We start from the raw sequence: 17,614 nt of genomic DNA, 5'->3' as shown, positions 1-17,614 counted from the left end.
CCATGACAACCCCGAAATTCGCATCGATCCTGCGCCACGGCGCCCTCGCACTCACCCTGGCCGGCATGGCTGCCGGCTCGGTGGCCGAACCGGCTGCCGCGCACTGGAGCCCCAGCTGGATGTCCAGCACGCAGCCGATCTGGAGCGGCGACTTCGTGCTGCCCACCGGCCTGCCGTTCCAGTTCAACCGGCAGACCGTGCGGCAGGTCGCGCGGCTGAGCATCGGCGGCTCGCGGCTTCGCGTGGCGATCAGCAACGAAAGCGGCGCCACGCCGCTGCACATCGGCGCGGCGCGCGTGGCGCGGCATGCCGAGGGCTCGGGGGTCGTCGAAGGCAGCGACCGGCCGCTGCGCTTCGGCGGGCAGGCCGAAGTCACCATCCCGCCCGGCGCGCGGCTGGTCAGCGACCCGGTGGACATTGCCCTGCCTGCAATCGCCGAGGTGGCCGTGTCGCTCTACCTGCCGCAGCCCAGCCAGCCCGCGGGTTTTCATTTCGACGCACGCCAGACGGCCTACGTGGCCGACGGCGACCTGAGCGCGGCGCAGCGCTTGCCTGCCACGGCCACCGCGTGGAGCACCCGCGTCTACGTGAGCGGCCTCATGGTCGAGACGCCGCGGCCACCCATCACCGTCGTCACCCTCGGCGATTCGCTGACCGACGGCAACGGCTCCACGCCCGGCGCCAACACCCGCTGGCCCGACGCGCTGGCCGAACGGCTGGCGGGCCGCAACGTCGCGGTGCTGAACGCCGGCATCTCCGGCGGCCGCCTGCTGAAGGACGGCATGGGCCGCGCCGGGCTGGAGCGCGCGGGCCGCGACGTGTTCAGTCAGCCCGGCGTGCGCGCCATGGTCGTGCTGCTGGGTACCAACGACATCGGCTGGCCCGGCGGCCCCTTCGCACCGAACGAGCCCGCGGTGAGCGCGCAAGCCGTCATCCAGGGCCTGCGGCAACTGGCCGAGATGGCCCATGCCCACAACGTGCGCATCATGGCCGGCACCATCGCGCCGACCGAGCGTGCGCTGGAAGGCACGCCGCTCGAAGGCCACTATTCGCCCGACAAGGACAAGGTACGCCAAACCGTGAACCGCTGGATTCGCGAGAGCAAGGCGTTCGACGCGGTGGTCGATTTCGATGCGCTGCTGCGCGACCCGGCCCGCCCTTCGCGGTTGAAGGCGGCAATGGACTCGGGCGACCACCTGCATCCGGGCGATGCCGGCTACAAGGCGATGGCGGCGGCCATCGACCTGGACGCCCTGCTCGGCGCCCCCGTCCAGCCCTAGGGAGCCGCTTTCCTCAGGGTTCGCGAGCCCGGAAACATACTGTACACAAACACAGTGTTTGCCTAGAATTCGTCGTCTCCAAGAACAACTTCAAGGCGACGCCCATGACCACCGCCAATCCGCCTGCGCCCTCTGCGCAGGTTCTTTTTTTCTCCCGGCTGCACCCGTTGCAGGCCCGCTCCCGCTCTCGCACTGGCCGGATTTCGACCTGGCCCTTCAAGGTAGCCCGCGACAGGGACGACATTCGCGTCCAGGCGGCGCGCGTGATCCGCACGACGGCCGAGAATTGGTGGCCATCCGAATCCTGATGGAGGTGCGCAATGGCTGCTCGCAGACAGCTTCTCATCGGGCTTTTTCCTACCAGGGAAGTCCAGGCCAAAATCGAGACTCACCGCAAGGAATGGTTGTGGCCCCGCGGCTGCTCCTTTCCGCCCCTGGAGCGCCTGCACCTGACGCTTCAGTACCTCGACGACCAACAGGAAGACGCCGAGCAACGCCTGCGTGCCGCGCTCGCCGAAGTGTCGACGCAGCCGCTGGAGCTCACGCTCGACCGCTCGTGCACCTGGCCGAACAATGTCTCGGTGATGCAGCTGTCCGAGCACGAAGGATTGCGACGCCTTCAGCGCGACATCACCCACGTGCTGCTGCGGGCCGGCTTTCCCCTTCTGGTTCACGTGTGGACACCGCACATCACGATCGCACGGCACTCGGAGCATGCCGCAGGGCCCACATTGCGGACCCCGATCCGCTGGACAGCGACCGAGTTCCGCCTGGTGCGCTCGCATTTCACGTCCCCGTTCCGCCACGAGCTGCTGGGCTCCTATCCCCTGCACTGAACTGCGCAAGAAAACAGCTCAGATCAGCATGTCCTGCGCGTCGTCCTCGAAGCCCTCGACCGGCTGCGCCTTGGCCAGCGCAAGCCACACCGCAAACGGAATGCGATCGAACGCGCGATGCACGGCCGCGCGTGCCACCACGAGACGCTCGCCCTCGAGCACCATCACGCCGCACTCGGCCGGCACCTCCTCGGGCGTGGCGATGCAGCGGCCTTTCGCGTCGTTGCCCAGCACGTACCAGCACTCGCCGCCCAGGTCGAGGTAGGCCGCGCGCTTGTCGGGCTTGCGCAGGTCGCCCAGCAGGTCGGCGCGGCTCACCTTCACCTCGTGCACGATGGGGTGCGCATAGACCTCGACGCTGGTATTGCGAATCGAGAACACATCGGGCCGCGCAACGCACCAGCGCGGCTTGCCGCCCTCTTCCAGCGGCGGCAAGCGGGCCCGCAGGCCCAGGCCGCGCCATGCGATGCGGCCGCCGCGCGTCATCTCGCGCGCCACGCGCTCGACCAATGCCTCGTGCGGCGACAGCGCCGCGCGGTTGATGGTTAGCGTGGTGGCGATGCGCGCAATGCCGGCGTCGGTCACGCGCAGCGTCTCGTGGCCATGCACGGCGCGCACGCGCTCCAGGTAGCCGCCGGCGAGCAGTTCGACCTCGATGGCGTCGCAGCAGGGCCACCCCGCGGATCGGTAGATCTCGCGCAGCCGCCGCGCATGCAGTTTTCCGAACGGCACCTCGCCGGTTCTCTGTATAGGCGGCGGAGGCTCCACCACGGGCGGCGGAAAACCGGGATCGGTGAACGGCGGCTCCACGGGTGGCGGATCGCCCTCGGGCGGAAGTCCGGGCGGCGGTGGGGGCGGCACGGGTATGGGCACGTCGGGCGCTGGCGGCGGCGGGCCGATCGGCGTGTCGACGGCGGAGTCAAGAGCGAGTGCGGACATGGGAGAAACAGGTTAGCGAAAAGTCGAAGGGTGCGCGAGGCATGGAACGATCGGTTGCATTCGCCCTTGCCCGTCAATGGAAGTCGCGGCTGGTGTTGCTCAGCGCGAGCCGGCCCATGAGCGGCGTCAGGTCCTTGAAACCGGTGGCGATCAGGTGCTGCACCTTGCCGCCGCTGTCGTCGTCGCGCTGCCATGTGCCCTGCACCGCGAGCAGGTGCGACTTCAGCAGCGGCTCGCGCCAGGCCTCGATGACATGGCTCCAGACGATGACGTTGACGTTGCCGGTCTCGTCCTCCAGCGTGACAAAGATGGTGCCGTTGGCAGTTCCGGGCCGCTGGCGCCCCTTGACGATGCCGCAGGCGCGCACGGTCTGGCCGCTGGGCTGCGCACGCAGTTGCTCCGCGCTCAAGAGCTTCATGCGCGCGAGGCGCGGGCGCAGCAGCGCGAGCGGATGGCGGCGCAGCGTGAGGCCGAGCGCCGCATAGTCGCCGACGATCTCCTCGCCCTCGGGCGCGGCCGGCAGCAGCAGTGCCTGTTCGTGGATCGGCACACCCTTGAGCAGGGCCGGTGCGCGGCGCTGTGCAGTGGCGTCCCACACCTGCTGGCGGCGATGGCCCGAGAGCGACATCAGTGCATCGGCCGCGGCCAGCGCGGCCATGTCCTTGCCGTCGAGTTCAGCGCGCAGGGCTAGGTCTTCGGTGCTGGTGAAAGGCGCCTGCGCACGCGCTTCGAGCAAGCGCTCGGCGCCCTGTTTGCTGAGGCTCGAGATCCGTTTCAGGCCGAGCCGCACCGCAGGCTGGTTCTCGTTGCCCAGGCGATCGGCGTAGCGCGCATCGGTGCCCGGCGGCATGCGCGGTGCATCGAGCGCGCGGGCTTCGAGCGTGGTGTCCATCTCGCTCTTCGTGACGTCGACCGGGCGCACTTCCACGCCATGGCGCCGCGCGTCCTGCACGAGCTGCGAGGGGCTGTAGAAGCCCATCGGCTGCGAATCGAGCAATGCCGCGAGGAAGCAGGCCGGCTCGTAGTTCTTGAGCCAGCTGCTGATCGTGACCAGGAGCGCGAAGCTGGCAGCGTGGCTTTCGGGGAAGCCGTAGTCGCCGAAGCCCATGACCTGCTTGAAGATGGCTTCGGCGAAGCTGGCCTTGTAGCCGTTATCGACCATGCCCCGCACGAGCTTGTCGTGGAACTTGCCCAGGCCGCCCTTGCGCTTCCACGCGGCCATGGCGCGGCGCAATTGATCGGCCTCGTCGGCAGTGAACTTGGCCGCGATCATCGCGATCTGCATCACCTGCTCCTGGAAGATCGGGATGCCCAGCGTGCGCCCCAGCGCCTCGCGCAATTCTTCTTTCTCGTAATGGATCGGCAGATTGTTGCGCACCCGCTCGCGCTGCTTGAGATACGGATGCACCATGCCGCCCTGTATCGGCCCCGGCCGCACGATGGCAACCTCGATCACGAGGTCCTCATAAGTCCGGGGCTTCAGGCGCGGCAGCATCGACATCTGCGCCCGGCTCTCGATCTGGAACACGCCGATGGTGTCGGCATCGCAGATCATGTCGAACACCTTCTGGTCGTCGTTGGGGATGTGATGCATCTCGATCGCCGAGTTGCGCCAGCGGTTCATGTGGTCGAGTCCCCGGCGGATCGCGCTGAGCATGCCGAGCGCGAGCACGTCGACCTTGAGCATGCCCATCGCCTCGAGGTCGTCCTTCTCCCACTGGATGACTGAGCGGTCTTTCATCGAGGCCTTCTCGACCGGCACCAGCCGCGTGAGCTTGGTGTGCGTGAGCACGAAGCCGCCCACGTGCTGGCTCAGGTGGCGCGGAAAGCCCTTGAGCCGCTGCGTCATCTCGATCCATTGCACCAGCTTGAGTTCGTCTTCCTCCACGCCCACGCGCGCGGCCGCCTTGAACAACTGTTCGCCGAGCACGGTGTCGTCGAACCAGTAGTGGTCTTTCGCGAACTCGTCGATCAGCCGCTCGTCGATGCCGATGGCCTTGCCCACATCGCGCAACGCGCTGCGCGAGCGGTAGCAGATGACGACGGCCGCGATGGCGGCGCGCTCGCGGCCGTACTTCCTGTAGATGTACTGGATGACGTCTTCGCGCTTCTGATGCTCGAAGTCGACGTCGATGTCGGGCGGTTCGCGGCGGTGGCGGCTCAGGAAGCGCTCGAACAGCAGGTGGCCTTTTTCGGGGTTGATCGCGGTGATGCCCAGGCAATAGCAGACTGCGGAATTGGCCGACGATCCGCGCCCCTGGCAGAGGATGTGCTCCGAGCGCGCGAAGCGCACGATGTCTTCCACGGTGAGGAAGAACATCTCGTATTCGAGTTCGAGGATCAGGTCGAGCTCTTTCTGCACCTGCGCCCGCACCACGTCGGGAACGCCCTGGGGATAGCGGACCTGCGCTCCCTCCCACGTCTTTCGCACCAGCGTCTGCGCCGGTGTTTCATGGCTGCCCACGCTTTCCAGCGGGTACTTGTAGTTCTCGCGGATCACCTCGGGATCGAAGTTGCACCGACCGGCCGCCACCAGCGTGTTCGCCAGCATCTGCGGCAGGTAGAGCTCCGCCAGCCGCATGCGCGGGCGCAAGTGCCGTTCGGCATTCGACTGCAGCGCAAAGCCGCATTCGGCCACGGTCCTTCCTTCGCGCACGGCCGTCAGCACGTCGTGCAGCGGCTTGCACGAACGCGCATGCATGTGCACGTCGCCGGCCGCCACCAGCGGCACGCCGGCCTCTTCGCCCGCCTGCATCAGCGTGACGAACCAGAGGTCGTCGTCGAGCTCGTTGAACAGTTCCACGGCCAGCCAGAGGTTGTCGTCGTACAGCGCCTTGGCGGCCATCAGGTCTTCATGCAGCGTTGCCGTGTCCATCGCGCCGCCGGGGTTGCGCTGCGGCACGAAAAGAACCTGGCAGTCCTGCAGCGAGGCCACGTCGCTGTCTTCCCAGCTCACGCGGTACTCGCCCTTGGGCAGTTCGGTGTTGCGCGCGGCGGTGATGAACTCGCAGAGATTGCCCCAGCCTTCGGTGCCGTTCGCGATCACCACGAGCCTGAAGCGCTCGAACTGGAACTCGCTGCCGAACAGCAGGCGGAAACCGGGATTGCGCGGAATCGGCGGCTCATCGGGATGTTCGCGCTCGTACTCGTCCAGCTTCGCAGGCAGGTCGCGCAGGGCCACATGCGCGCGCACGATGCCCGCCACCGAGCATTCGTCGGTGATCGCCAGCGCCGTGTAGCCGAGCTGATAGGCCCGCTCCACCATTTCCTCCGGCGTCGAGGCGCCACGCTGGAAGCTGAAGTGGGTGAGGCAATGCAGCTCGGCGTAGTCGGGCAGCGTGAACGCGGGCTTCCCGCGCAGCGGCAAAGGCAGCGCATGCACCTTCGCCGAGTTGCGTCCACGCAGTTGCTTGCCGCTCAGGTCAGGCATAGAACCCCTGCAGGTACCAGCGCACCTCGCCGGCAGAAAAGCGCGCGGAGGGCCGCTCTCGGAAGATCCACACCAGGCCGGCTTCGGGGCTTTCGGCGACGTAGTAGTCGCGCATGGCGGGCTGGCCGCCGTCTTCCTTGTCGCCCCACCAGCCGGCCTCGACACGCTGCGGCCCGATCAGCCTGCTCAGCGGGCCGCGGTAGCACGGGCGCTCGCCGTCCATTTCGAGCAGCAGCGGCTCGGGCAACAGCCACGGCGGGTAGATGGCATCGGGCTGCGAGGCTGCGGTTTTTTCGTCCTTGCGGGCCTTGGCGGGCGCGTTCTCCTTTTGCAGCGCGGGCCGCCACGCCTGCTTGCGCTCGGGCCGGTGGTCGGCCTGCGCCGACGGCACCACCACCTGCTGCGCTCCGAGCCGCACGCTGAGCCGCTCGACCATCTCGTGCAGCCTGTCGCCCTTGCGGTTGTCCTCGGGCAGGAAGCTGGTGCTGGCGCCGGCCCACGCATCGGTTTCGAGCGTGCGCAGCCTGAGCCAGCTCGCGGGCGCCGCGAGCGTGGTGAGGGCGAGCTTTTCCGACAGCAGGCGGCGCAGGTGCGCCATGTCCTGCGTGGGCTCGGCCGTGCGCACGGTGACCTGCTGGTGCGGCGGCAGGTTCACGCCGTTGAAGCGCTTGAGGTCGAGCGTCCATTGCAGCTCGAGCGCGCTCGCACCGCGCTGACGGGCGCGCAGCCAGATCTGCAGGGCCGACAGCAGCCGGTTGGCCGACCACATGAGTTCGGGCGCGGTCTCGGCCAGCGCGGGCAGTTCGAGCTTCTGTTCGAACACGTCGGGCAGCGTGAGCCAGGCATGGCTTTCGGGGCGCAGGCCCCAGGCGGCGTCGAGCGCCTCGCGCAAGCCGGTGCCGAAGCGCCGCGTGAGGCCGCCGCGCGGCAGTGCCGCCACATCGCCCCAGGTGCGGCAGCCCAGGCGCGCGAGCAGGTCGAGGTGCTCACGCGCGGCGCTCAGGGTGTCGAGCGGCAGGCCGGCCGGAATGTCCTGGGGCCTGTTCTCGTCGCGCTCGAACAGGCGCAGCCGCGCCAGCGCGATCAGGCTCGTGGCGCCCTGCGCGCCCAGCATGCGCACATCGGGCGCGGGGTTGGCGGCCAGCAACTGGCGCATCAGCTGCAACCGCCCGCCCCACAGGCGCTCGCAGGCGGAGACTTCGAGCATCAGCGCTTCGTCCTGCCAGGCGACGTGCGGGGTGTACTGCAGCGCCCACCAGCCCAGCGATTCGGGCGTGGGCAGCGCGGGAGCGTCGGGCGTGTCGGCGTCAAGCGACCACTGCAAGGCGATCCAGTGCATCCGGGCCCCCTCCTTTCCACGCGTCGATGCGCACCACGGTCGCCGAAGGCGCTGCCGTCTCGCCGGCCGGCACCGTGCCCGACTGCTGCAACCGCAGCTTGCGCCGCAGCCGGGCGGCGGCCAGCAATGCGGCCATGCGTTCATTGCGCGCCGGCAGCATCACCGGCGCGGCCAGCGGCGGGCCGCGGCGCTTGAGGATGTGCAGCTCGATCTGCGACGCATCCGATTCGCAGCGTCCGGCGCGGATGCGCAGCCGCGCCGGCGAGGCCGACAGCGCGGCCGATTCGGGCCGGCATACGAACAGCAACACCTCGTGCTGCGCGGCCGCCAGTTGCAACCGCCGCAATTCGCCCACCCGCGCCTGTGGCAGCCACGCCACGACGGCGGCGATGTCCGCGCAGCGCAGCGCCTGCTCGCAGGCCCACAGCCGCGCGGCCGGAGCCTCGCTCCCGACCCACATCAGGGCCTCCACCGGCAGCCCCTGCGCTGCGAGCGACGGCCCGCAGGGTTCATAAGGCGCACCGACCAGCACCACCGGCCCGCCGCGCGCCTGCACCGCCTGCGCCAGCGCGGGCAGCAGCAGCCGCCAGACATGGGCCTCAGGTGTGGTTTGCAGCAGTTCCGTCATCGCACCCACCGGCCAGCCGCCGCCCGGCAGCTGCGCATCGAGCGCGGCGTGACCGGTGGCGGCGACCTGCGCGTCGGCCAAGCCGAGTTCGTCGGCATGCCAGACGCCACGGCCCGCGGCAGCGGAAAAGGAGTCGAGGAAAGGGAGGCCCATGGGTGAAGACTGTTAACTGTATTTTTATACAGTACCTTCCAGGCCGCAACCAAAGACCCGATTTACCTGGCAGGGCCATCGCCTTAAGATGGCATCGCTAACACTAAGTTACCAACATGCACAAAAAGATTCATCTGCTGGCTTCGGCCTTTGTCGCTCTCTCCACTGTCCTGGGGCTTCCGTCTGCGGTGCAGGCGCAGACCAAGCCGCTCCTGATCGGCCAGACCTACGTGCAGACGGGGCCGCTGGCGTCCCTGTCGCCCGAGCCCCTGCTCGGCATCCGTGCCATGTTCGCCGCGGTGAACGCGAGCGGCGGCATCAACGGCCGGCCGGTCGAGCTGCGCCAGCTCGACGATGCCTACGACCCCGCCAAGGGCGCCGAGAACGTCAAGACCTTCGTGAAGGACGGCGCCATCGGCGTGCTGATGCCCATCGGCACTTCGTCGTCGATCGGCGCGATCAAGGCGGCCAACGAACTCAAGGTTCCCATCGTCGGGCCCTACACGGGTTCTGGCCCGGTGGTGAAGCCCACCGAATACGGCTTCCCGGTGCGCATCAGCTTCGACGAGGAGTACAGCCGCATCGTGAACCACCTCTTCACGATCGGCCTCTCGCGCATCGCCTTCGCCCACAACGACAACCCGGGCGCACGGTCGGCGCTGGAAAGCACGCAGAAGTTCATTGCCGAGCGCGGCGAGAAGATGGCCGGCAGCGTGGCGATCAAGAACGACGGCTCCGACGCCGCCGAGCGCGCCGCGGAGCTGGCCAAGCTCAAGCCCAAGGCGGTGGTGCTGGCGGCCACCAACGAGGTGGCGGCGAAGTTCATCACGGCCTATCGCGCGACGGGCAACGAGACGGCCTTCTATTCGTTCTCCTTCCTGAACGGGCAGAAGCTGTTCCAGGACATCAAGAAGGACGCGGCCGGGGTGGTCATCTCGCAGGTCGTTCCCTATCCCTGGAACAACGCGATGCCGGTGATCGCCGAGTACCAGGCGGCCATGAAGAAGATCGGCGCGACCGAGTTCGGCTATGCCAGCCTCGAGGGCTACGTCGCTGCGAAGGTCATGGTCGAAGGCCTGAAGCGCGCCGGGGCGAACCCGACGCCGGAATCGCTGCAGAAGGGCCTGGAGTCGTTCAAGACGCTCGACATCGGCGGCATTGCGGTGTCGTACCGGCCCGGCGAGCACCGCGGCCTCACCTTCTCCGAGCTGTCGATGCTGAAGGCCGACGGGCGCTACCTGCGCTGAGGGCCCTGCCTGCTGCTGGCCCCGACAGGTTCCAAGCCGGAACCTGCCGGCGCAGAATTTCGTCCGTGACGACGCCTTTCACGAACGAGCCCCACCTTCCCGCTCTCACGCGCGCCCGGCTGCTGCGCGCGAGCGTCGCACTTTGCGCCGGCGCCGCGCTCCCCTCCTTCGCCCAGCAACAAGGCAGGCCTGCGATGAAGATGAACACCCGCCCCATCCCCTCCACCCAGGAGGCCCTGCCCGTGATCGGCTGCGGCACCTGGATCGGCTTCGACCAGCGCCCCGGCAGCGAGGAATACGCGCGCCTGCCCGGCGTGCTCGACGCACTGTTCGCGGCCGGCGGCACGGTGATCGACAGCTCGCCGATGTACGGCCGCTCCGAGGAAAGCACCGGCGAGCTGCTGGCCGCGTCGAAGCTGCAAGGCAAGGCCTTTCTCGCCACCAAGGTCTGGACCTCGGGCCGCGAGGCCGGCATCGCGCAGATGGAGCAGTCCTTCGCGCGGCTGCGCACGCAGCGCATGGACCTGATGCAGGTGCACAACCTCGTCGACTGGCGCACGCACCTCGCCACGCTGCACGGCTGGAAGGAGCAAGGCCGCGTGCGCTACATCGGCATCACGCACTACACCGCCTCGGCCTACGGCGAGGTCGAAGCGGTGCTCAAGGCCGAGAAGCTCGACTTCCTGCAGATCAACTACTCGCTCGACGCGCGCGAGGCCGAGCAGCGCCTGCTGCCGCTGGCGGCCGAGCGCGGCGTGGCGGTGATCGTCAACATGCCCTTCGGCGGCGGCGGACTGCTGCGCCGGCTGCGCGACCGGCCCCTGCCCGCCTGGGCCGGCGAGATCGGCTGCACGAGCTGGGCGCAGGTGCTGCTGAAGTTCGTGCTGAGCCATCCGGCCGTGACCTGCGCCATACCGGGCACCAGTCGCGCCGAACACATGGCCGACAACGCGGCAGCCGGCGCGGGCAGTTTTCCCGACGCGGCCTTCTGGCAGCGAGAAGCCGCCGCTATTCGAACTTGACGTTGTGCTCGCGCACGGTGGCGCCGAAGGCGTCGTACAGTGCGCGGAAGAACTCGGCGAACTTCGCGGGGCTCATGCCGTAGCCCTCGAAGCCCTGTTGCACCAATTGCGCATGCACCTCGGGGCGCTTCAACGTGTTCTGCAGCTCCTGCGAGAGCCTTTCGGTGATCGCCTGCGGCAGCCCGGGCGGCCCGAAGAAGCCGGCCCATGGCGTGATGGTGAGCTTGCCCAGCCCCAGCTCGCCGCCCGTGGGCACGTCGGGCAACAGTGCGCTGCGCTGCGGCAGCAGCGTCACCAGCGCGCGGATGCGCCCTTCCTTCACGAAGCCCGGCGCCAGCGTGCCGGTGGTGAACATCATCTGGATCTGCCCGCCCAGCAGGTCGGTCATGGCCTGCATGTCGCCCTTGTAACGCGCGTTGACCACCTTGCGGTCGCCCAGCAGCTGCAGCATCGCGAGTTCCGAGGCGCTGTTGCTCGACGCCGAGTTGAGCGCGCCGGGCTTCGAGGCCACCAGCGCGAGCAGCTCGTTCACGCTCTTCACCGGCAGACTGGTGGGCACCACCAGGAACATCGAGAACTGCCCGGCCGAGCTGATCGGCGTGAAGGCCTTGAAGGGGTCGTAGGGCGGCGTCGGCCGCAGCGTGGGCGCGGCCACCATCGCGGTGTTGGTGCCCATCAGGAGCGTGTAGCCGTCGGGTTTGGCCGACGAGGTGGCCTGCGCGGCCAGCACGCCGTCGGCGCCGGGCCGGTTCTCCACGATCACCTGCTGGCCGAGCTGCTTGGCCAGCCCCTCCGCGATGATGCGCGTGAGCACGTCGGCGCCGCCGCCGGCCGCGAAGCCCACGATCAGCTTCAACGGCTTGTTGGGAAACCCATCGGCGCTCCATGCCGCCGTTCCCGGCAATGCCGTACCGGCGGCAAGGGCCGCCAGCGTGAATGTCCTGCGTCGCATGATGAAGGCCCTCCGCTTCAAAAGAGATGACGCACGCCGAATTCCCATCCGGTCGAGCGCTGCCCGGCCGCCGGCGCCACGCCGCCGCTGACCACGTAGCGCGCCTGCCCGCTGTTCATGAGCCGCGCGTAGGTGCCGTAGAGCGCGGTGCGCTTGGAGAGGTTGTGCACGTAGCCGATGCCGAACTGCCGCGCGTCGTTGCGGTTGCGCGGCATGCCGTTGGCGTTGCGCAGGCTCTCGTCGCTGCGGTCGTCGAGGTAGGCGTAGCTGATGCGGATGCGCCCCACCTCGAAGGCCGGGATGTGCGCGCCGATCTCGGCCGTGTTTTTGCGCACCGTGCCGGCCGCCAGCTTCACCGTCACCTTGTTGTAGAGCGCGAAGAACTTGGCAAAGCCCGCATCCCACGAGCCGCCGATGTTGGCGTGCGTGTAGTTGCCGATGGTGGCGGTGGCATCGAAATGGGAGCGCGTGACTGCCGCCGCGATGTCGAACACGCCCGAGGCGAAGCCGAAGCGCGCACCGGCGAAGTTGCCGTCGTGGCGGTTCGCCACGGTGGAATCGTTCTCGCCCGTGCCTGCCATCGCCATGCCGTAGAAGCCGCCGAGGTTGGGCGGCAGCCAGTAGCTCACGGTGTTGCTGCCGGTGATGGCCGTGGGCAGCGGCCCGGTGCCCACGCCGGCAAAGGTGAGGTTGCCCGCGCGCGCCACGCCGTTGGCGTTGAAGGGGTCGAAGTAGATGCTGTTGTAGTGCGTGGGAATGAAGTCGTGGCCCAGCCGCACTTCACCCAGCGTGTCCGACGAGAGGCTCACGAAGGACATGCGGTCGAAGGTGATCGGCCCCGCCGTGCCCGCGCCGCTCGTCTGGTTGTTGCTGTTGCTCGGGCGGCCGGTGCCGGTGTCGGGGTTCAGGCTGCCTTCGAGCCAGAAGCCCGCGCGCAGGCCGCCGCCCAGGTCCTCAGTGCCGCGAAAGCCCAGCCGGCTGGTGGACAGCCCGCCGTTCGACAGCGCCTTCACCGAGCCGCCACCGACGCCGTTCGTGTACTGGATGCCGAGGTCCATCACGCCGAACACCGTGACGCTCGACTGCGCGTGCGCCACGCCGGTGCCGGCCAGTCCCAGCGCCGACCACATCAAGATTCTCTTCATGGTTTCTTGTCTCCTGCTTCTTCTCTTCGGTTGAAAAACTCGGAACACGCGCAGGGCTGCGCCACCGGGTGCGCTCGGGTGTGCGCACCGGTTGGCGAAGGCCGGGGTGAAAAAGGTCTAGCTCGAGGGCTCGGCCCGCTCGGCGCGCACGAGCACGGCGCCCTTCGAGAGCGGCCCCACGTTGCGCCGGTACTGCTGCAGCCAGCCGGTGTCATGCGCCGGCGGCGGTGCCTGCCAGTCGTCGCGGCGCGCCTGCAGTTCGGCGTCTGTCAGTTCGATGTCGAGGCGGCGTGCATCGAGGTCGATGGTGATGGTGTCGCCGTCGCGCACCAGTCCCAGCGGTCCGCCGAGCGCGGCCTCGGGCGACACCTCGGCCACCACCAGCCCCTTGCAGACCAGGCCCGAGAGATGCCCGTCGGTCAGCAGCGCCACCTGGTCGCCCAGCCCCGCGCCGTCGACGGCGAAGACCACGCGCGACGCACCGCCGCCCATGGCCGGGCCGCCGCAGGCACCGGCGCCACGCATCACGACGACCTGACCGGGCACGATCTCGCCCTTCTTCAGCGCGGCGATGGCGGCGTCCGAAGTCCAGAAGCACACAGCCGGGCCGGTGAAGCGGCGCACCTTGCGCTCGGCGATGCCGGTCTTGATGAGACCCGACTCGGGCGCGAGGTTGCCGCGCAGCAGCACGATGGCCGGCAGCGGTGCCACCGGGCGGCCGATGGGGCGAATCACCTCGGCGTCGGCCACTTCGGCATCGCGCAGGTTGTCGGCGACCGTGCCACCGGTGACGGTGAGCGCGCCCGTGTCGAGCAACGGCTCGAGCTGCTTCATCAGCGCGCGGCAGCCGCCCGCCGCCTCGAAAGCCTCGATCGAATGCGCGCCGATGGGCCGCACACCGGCCAGCACCGGCGTTTCAGGGCCGAGGCGCTCGAACATGCCGTACACGTCGACGCCGCACTCGCCTTCGGTCGCCACCGCCTGCAGGTGCTTGGCAGTGTTGAGCGAGCCGCCGATGGAAAGCACCGCGCGCACTGCGTTGGCGAAGGCACCTGGCGTGAGGATGTCGCGGGGCTTCAGGTCGTCCCACACCATCTGCACGATGCGCGTGCCGGCCGCGCGCACGTCGGCCATCATCTTCGGGCTCAGCGCGGCCACCGGCGCGCTGCCCGGCAGCGCCATGCCGAGCGCTTCGCAGACGATGTGCATCGAGTTCGCCGTGCCCAGGCCCGAGCACACGCCCGGGCCGCGGATGGCCTCGCGGCTCATGCCCACGAGCTCTTCCACCGGCAGGTTGCCCGTGACGGCGTGCATCGCGCCGATGAACACCTCCTCGATGTCCATGTGGTGGCCCTTGTACTCGCCGCTGGGCTGGTAGCCGCAGGGCACCAGCAGCGTCGGTATGTTCAGCCGCGCGGCCGCCATGAGCTGGCCCGGCACGGTCTTGTCGCAAGAGGTGAGGCACACCATGCCGTCGAGCTGCGCGCCTTCGACGGCCACCTCGATGTCGTTGGTGACGAGGTCGCGCGCCGCCAGCATGTAGGCGCCGCGCGCGCCCGCGCCGGTGATGAAGTCGCTGGGCGCGGCCGTGCGGATCTCGAAGGGCACGGCGCCGGCCGCGCGGATGGCGGCCTTGATCTCGGCCGCGACGCGGTCGAGGTGGCTGAAGCAGGCGGCCAGCTCGGAGGAGCTGTTGACGATGGCGATCTTGGGCTTCTCACAGTCCTCCTCCGGAATGCCGAGCGCGCGCCAGTGCGCGTTGCGCACCGACCAGAGGTAGGAGCCGCGCGGGAAGTTGCTGCGCAGGGGGCGGGTCATGGCTGGGCTCCCCTCTTCTTGGTGATCTCGATCACGCCACGGTCGGCATCCACGCGCACCCAGTCGCCGGTCTCGATGCATTCGAGCGGATCGCGCTCGAAGTCGGTCATCGAAGGCGCGTGCGTGACCACCGCGCCCAGCGCCATCTTGGTCGTCATCTCGTTGAACAGGAACGCGGCGGGCGCCGAGTTCATGAGCCGCGTCATGTGGAACATGGCCGACCAGCCCGAGGAGCCCTTGGCGCCCGGAAACACCAGCACCTTGCCCGCGAAGCTCCGGCCGCGCAGCTCGTGCCGCGTCTCGATGACGGTGCCGGTGCGCGGATCGATGCCGCCCCAGCCCGAGATGCGGTCGCGCGTGACCAGCGCTTCGCCTTCCGCGATGCCGCCCACCACCTTGCGGCCGCGAATGACCAGAGGAACCATGTTGTGTGCGATCGCGCTCATGGTTTTGCTCCTTCCCCCTCTGGGGGAAGGTTGGGATGGGGGCTGGCAGAGCGCTCGATGGGTGCGCCGCATGCCCCCACCCCAGCCCTCCCCCATGAGGGGAGGGAGAAAGTCCGGAGAGCGAGCCTCATTGCATGCCTCCATTCCATCGCCCCGTGCAGGCAGCATCGATGCATTCGGCGGTGCTGCCGAACCAGGCCTGCACGCCGAGGATGGCGGGCAGGTAGTGGGCCTGCTTGGCCGAGTCGAGCGCCACGGTCTTCGTGCCCTTGGGCACGGCGCGGCTCATGGCGGAGCAGCTGTCGCCCATGATGATGCCGCCCGCGTCCTCGATGATCTTCGTGTAGCCGTTGCGGTCGGCCAGCGACTTGATGGCGCGCGGCGTGAAGATCCACAGCTCGCAGTCGGCGTGAACCTTGCGGCCCTCGATGAGCTGCGCGGCCTCCCAGATCTGCTCGATGGTGTAGTGCGGGCAACCAAGCATCACGTACTGCACCTCGGCGTCCTTGCCCGTGATGTTGATCTTCTCGTAGGTGGCGCGGCGCTCGGCCTCGCCGTAGCGCAGCACCTGCGCCGGCGCGCGTCCGCCGAGTGCCTGTTCGAGCGTGAGCGCCTCGGGCGTGACGCCCGCGATGTGATACATCTCCACGCCGCCCGAGGAGGATGCCGCCGCGCCGAAGTGCTTGAGCCTCGGCAGGTTCGGCACCCGCGAGATGCCGCGCCGGCTGTGCACCACAGGCACGCGCTCCTGCACGTGTTCGCCGATGTAGTAGCCGAGCAGGCCCCAGTCCTGCACCGACTCGACCTCGATGTCGAGCTCGACCACGTGCGTGGCATGGCGGTTCTCGTCGAGGTGGTATCCCCAGTACGGAATGCGCCCGGTGAGCATGGCCGCGCCGGTGCTCTCGCGGCCTTCGGTGTTGGTGCGCGCGCCCAGCACCGAATTGCAATAGACCACCGCCGACGACTCCATCCACGCGCAGTGCTCGCCGCGCGTCGGGATGTTGCCCACCTGGTAGGGCGTGCAGGTGTTCATGATCTGCGCGCCGAGGCCGGCGGCGTGGCGTTCGCTCTTCTCGTAGAAGCGCACGATCTCCTCGCTCACGCCCATGCGCTCGGGCTGGCCGGGGTCGAAGCCCAGCTGCAGGTGGCTGGTGAAGACCTTGAACTTCGGTATCTCGACGGTCTCCTGGCTGTCGAGGCTGAATTCGGAGAACACCGCGTCCATGCCGCCGCCCTTGGCGAGCGCGAAGTCGCGCTGGAAGGGCGTGGTCGAGGTGATGGTGGCGCAGACGTTGCGCGTCTCGACCAGTCGCTCGGCGCCGAGGGCTTCGCCGTAGCGCACCAGCAGGTCCATCGCCTTCTGCACCGCCGGGCCGTCGCGCCCGTCGTACATGGCTTTTTCTTCATCGCTCAGGTGCATGACCTGTGTCTCCGTTCTTCTGTGTCGTGGGGAATGAACCCCGGCCGGGACTGCTAGCCCGGCGAGGGTGTGGGTACGTGGCCGCCGATGTCGCGCGCGATGCTCAGCGCGATGTCGTGCAGGCGCGGCGCGAGTTCGTTGCGCAGGCGCTCCTCGCTGAAGACGAAGGCGGCGCCGCCGCCGTTGAGCGCCATCACCTCGCCGTCGGGCCCGATGAGAGGCACCGACACCGAGTTGATCTCGCGGTGGAACTCGCCGAGCGAGAGGCAATAGCCCAGCCGCTTCGACTCGCCGATGGCGCGGTTCATGCCGGGCGCGATGCTGTCCCACTCGGGGCCGCGCAGAAGGCGCATCGAATCGATGAGCTGGTTGCGCTGCGCCTCGGGCAGCGCCGAAAGATAGGAGCGGCCGAGCGCCGAGTTGGCCAGCGGCGCGCGCGAGCCCACGTCGAGCCGCGCCGAGAGCATCGACGAGCGCGGGCGGCAGGCTTCGATCAGCACCATCTCCATGCCGTCGCGAATGGCCAGGTAGACCGAGGCGCCGACTTCTTCCGCCATCGCCTGCATGCTGGGCCGCGCGGCGGCGCGCACGTCGAGGCTGCCGAGGAACACGCGCGACAGCGACACCACGCCCGGCCCGAGCATGAAGCGGTCGGGCGCCTGCGCGGGCTTGAGCATGCCCAGCGAGAGCAGCGTGGCGACCAGCCGGTTGACGGTGGCGCGCGGAATGCCGGTCATGCGCGCCAGGTCGGCATGCCCGAGCACCGGGCGGTCTTCGCTGAAGCAGCGCAGCACAGAGATGCCACGCTCCAGCGCGCTCACGGTGTCGGAGCGCTCGCCGCGCGCGTCGGCCGGCTCGGCGGACAGGGAACTGTCGTTTTTTTCAGTGGACATGGAGAAATCCTTCGCAAGACTCTCCAATGTAGAGGCTCGCGAACGCAGGGCTGCCGGGTTCAT

Annotated in this window: 15 protein-coding genes; 5 read left to right on the top strand and 10 right to left on the bottom strand. The window is 68.8% G+C overall.

From position 1 onward, the window contains the following. Nucleotides 1-2 precede the first annotated feature (2 nt). The 3 genes from ASD05_RS11595 (at nt 3) to thpR (ending at nt 2,116) form a co-directional block, all read left to right on the top strand. Nucleotides 3-1,280 carry an SGNH/GDSL hydrolase family protein gene (locus ASD05_RS11595; RefSeq protein ID WP_056592040.1) on the top strand — a complete coding sequence of 426 codons (1,278 nt, stop codon included), beginning with the start codon at nt 3-5 and terminating at the stop codon, nt 1,278-1,280. Between the two features lie 104 nt (nt 1,281-1,384). Next, nucleotides 1,385-1,588 (top strand): hypothetical protein, encoded by a 204-nt coding sequence (locus ASD05_RS11590; protein ID WP_056592037.1) that lies wholly within the window; start codon nt 1,385-1,387, stop codon nt 1,586-1,588. A gap of 12 nt (nt 1,589-1,600) precedes the next feature. Beyond that, the gene (gene thpR / locus ASD05_RS11585; protein WP_056592034.1) at nt 1,601-2,116 is read left to right on the top strand and encodes an RNA 2',3'-cyclic phosphodiesterase; all 516 of its coding nucleotides are present in this window, start codon (nt 1,601-1,603) and stop codon (nt 2,114-2,116) included. 18 nt (nt 2,117-2,134) lie between these two features. Here the strand turns inward: thpR and ASD05_RS11580 are convergent, their stop codons facing one another. The 4 genes from ASD05_RS11580 to imuA all read right to left on the bottom strand — a co-directional run bounded on the left by ASD05_RS11580 (nt 2,135) and on the right by imuA (nt 8,605). Further along, entirely contained in the window at nt 2,135-3,055 is a 921-nt protein-coding gene (locus tag ASD05_RS11580) for a hypothetical protein (RefSeq protein WP_056592031.1), read from the bottom strand. Nucleotides 3,056-3,128: 73 nt separating this feature from the next. Beyond that, on the bottom strand, nt 3,129-6,485 hold the full coding sequence (locus tag ASD05_RS11575) for an error-prone DNA polymerase (protein ID WP_056592028.1): 3,357 nt from the start codon (nt 6,483-6,485) through the stop codon (nt 3,129-3,131). Then, a complete protein-coding gene (locus tag ASD05_RS11570) occupies nt 6,478-7,824 on the bottom strand; it encodes a Y-family DNA polymerase (RefSeq protein ID WP_056592025.1) in 1,347 nt (448 codons plus the stop codon). Before ASD05_RS11570 ends, ASD05_RS11575 begins: the two co-directional genes overlap by 8 nt. Then, nucleotides 7,793-8,605: a translesion DNA synthesis-associated protein ImuA gene (gene imuA, locus ASD05_RS11565; protein ID WP_056592023.1), complete on the bottom strand. Its 813-nt coding sequence runs from the start codon at nt 8,603-8,605 to the stop codon at nt 7,793-7,795. The genes ASD05_RS11570 and imuA overlap by 32 nt, the downstream gene beginning before the upstream one ends. A gap of 116 nt (nt 8,606-8,721) precedes the next feature. Here imuA and ASD05_RS11560 point away from each other — a divergent pair, with 116 nt between their 5' ends. Then, complete coding sequence (locus ASD05_RS11560) at nt 8,722-9,852, top strand: ABC transporter substrate-binding protein (protein ID WP_056592020.1); 1,131 nt, start codon at nt 8,722-8,724, stop codon at nt 9,850-9,852. A gap of 194 nt (nt 9,853-10,046) precedes the next feature. Then, complete coding sequence (locus ASD05_RS11555) at nt 10,047-10,874, top strand: aldo/keto reductase (protein WP_157610080.1); 828 nt, start codon at nt 10,047-10,049, stop codon at nt 10,872-10,874. Here ASD05_RS11555 and ASD05_RS11550 read toward each other — a convergent pair. From ASD05_RS11550 to ASD05_RS11525, 6 genes are all read right to left on the bottom strand, one after another. Next, nucleotides 10,861-11,826: a Bug family tripartite tricarboxylate transporter substrate binding protein gene (locus ASD05_RS11550; protein WP_056594290.1), complete on the bottom strand. Its 966-nt coding sequence runs from the start codon at nt 11,824-11,826 to the stop codon at nt 10,861-10,863. The two genes, ASD05_RS11555 and ASD05_RS11550, sit on opposite strands and share 14 nt — an antisense overlap. 17 nt (nt 11,827-11,843) lie before the next feature. Then, nucleotides 11,844-12,971: a porin gene (locus ASD05_RS11545; protein ID WP_056592014.1), complete on the bottom strand. Its 1,128-nt coding sequence runs from the start codon at nt 12,969-12,971 to the stop codon at nt 11,844-11,846. A 117-nt stretch (nt 12,972-13,088) separates the two neighbouring features. After that, nucleotides 13,089-14,789: a dihydroxy-acid dehydratase gene (locus tag ASD05_RS11540; RefSeq protein ID WP_056592012.1), complete on the bottom strand. Its 1,701-nt coding sequence runs from the start codon at nt 14,787-14,789 to the stop codon at nt 13,089-13,091. Further along, nucleotides 14,786-15,235 carry an aconitase X swivel domain-containing protein gene (locus ASD05_RS11535; RefSeq protein WP_056592009.1) on the bottom strand — a complete coding sequence of 150 codons (450 nt, stop codon included), beginning with the start codon at nt 15,233-15,235 and terminating at the stop codon, nt 14,786-14,788. The genes ASD05_RS11540 and ASD05_RS11535 overlap by 4 nt, the downstream gene beginning before the upstream one ends. A gap of 127 nt (nt 15,236-15,362) precedes the next feature. Further along, the gene (locus tag ASD05_RS11530) at nt 15,363-16,658 is read right to left on the bottom strand and encodes an aconitase X (RefSeq protein WP_056592006.1); all 1,296 of its coding nucleotides are present in this window, start codon (nt 16,656-16,658) and stop codon (nt 15,363-15,365) included. Nucleotides 16,659-16,711: 53 nt separating this feature from the next. Then, entirely contained in the window at nt 16,712-17,551 is an 840-nt protein-coding gene (locus ASD05_RS11525; RefSeq protein WP_056592002.1) for an IclR family transcriptional regulator, read from the bottom strand. Nucleotides 17,552-17,614: the final 63 nt, after the last annotated feature.

It is taken from the genome of Variovorax sp. Root434 (genome assembly GCF_001426595.1).
GTDB lineage: Bacteria > Pseudomonadota > Gammaproteobacteria > Burkholderiales > Burkholderiaceae_C > Variovorax.
The sequence above is the reverse complement of the archived record's forward strand: the minus strand, read 5'-3'. Positions and strand labels throughout refer to the sequence as shown.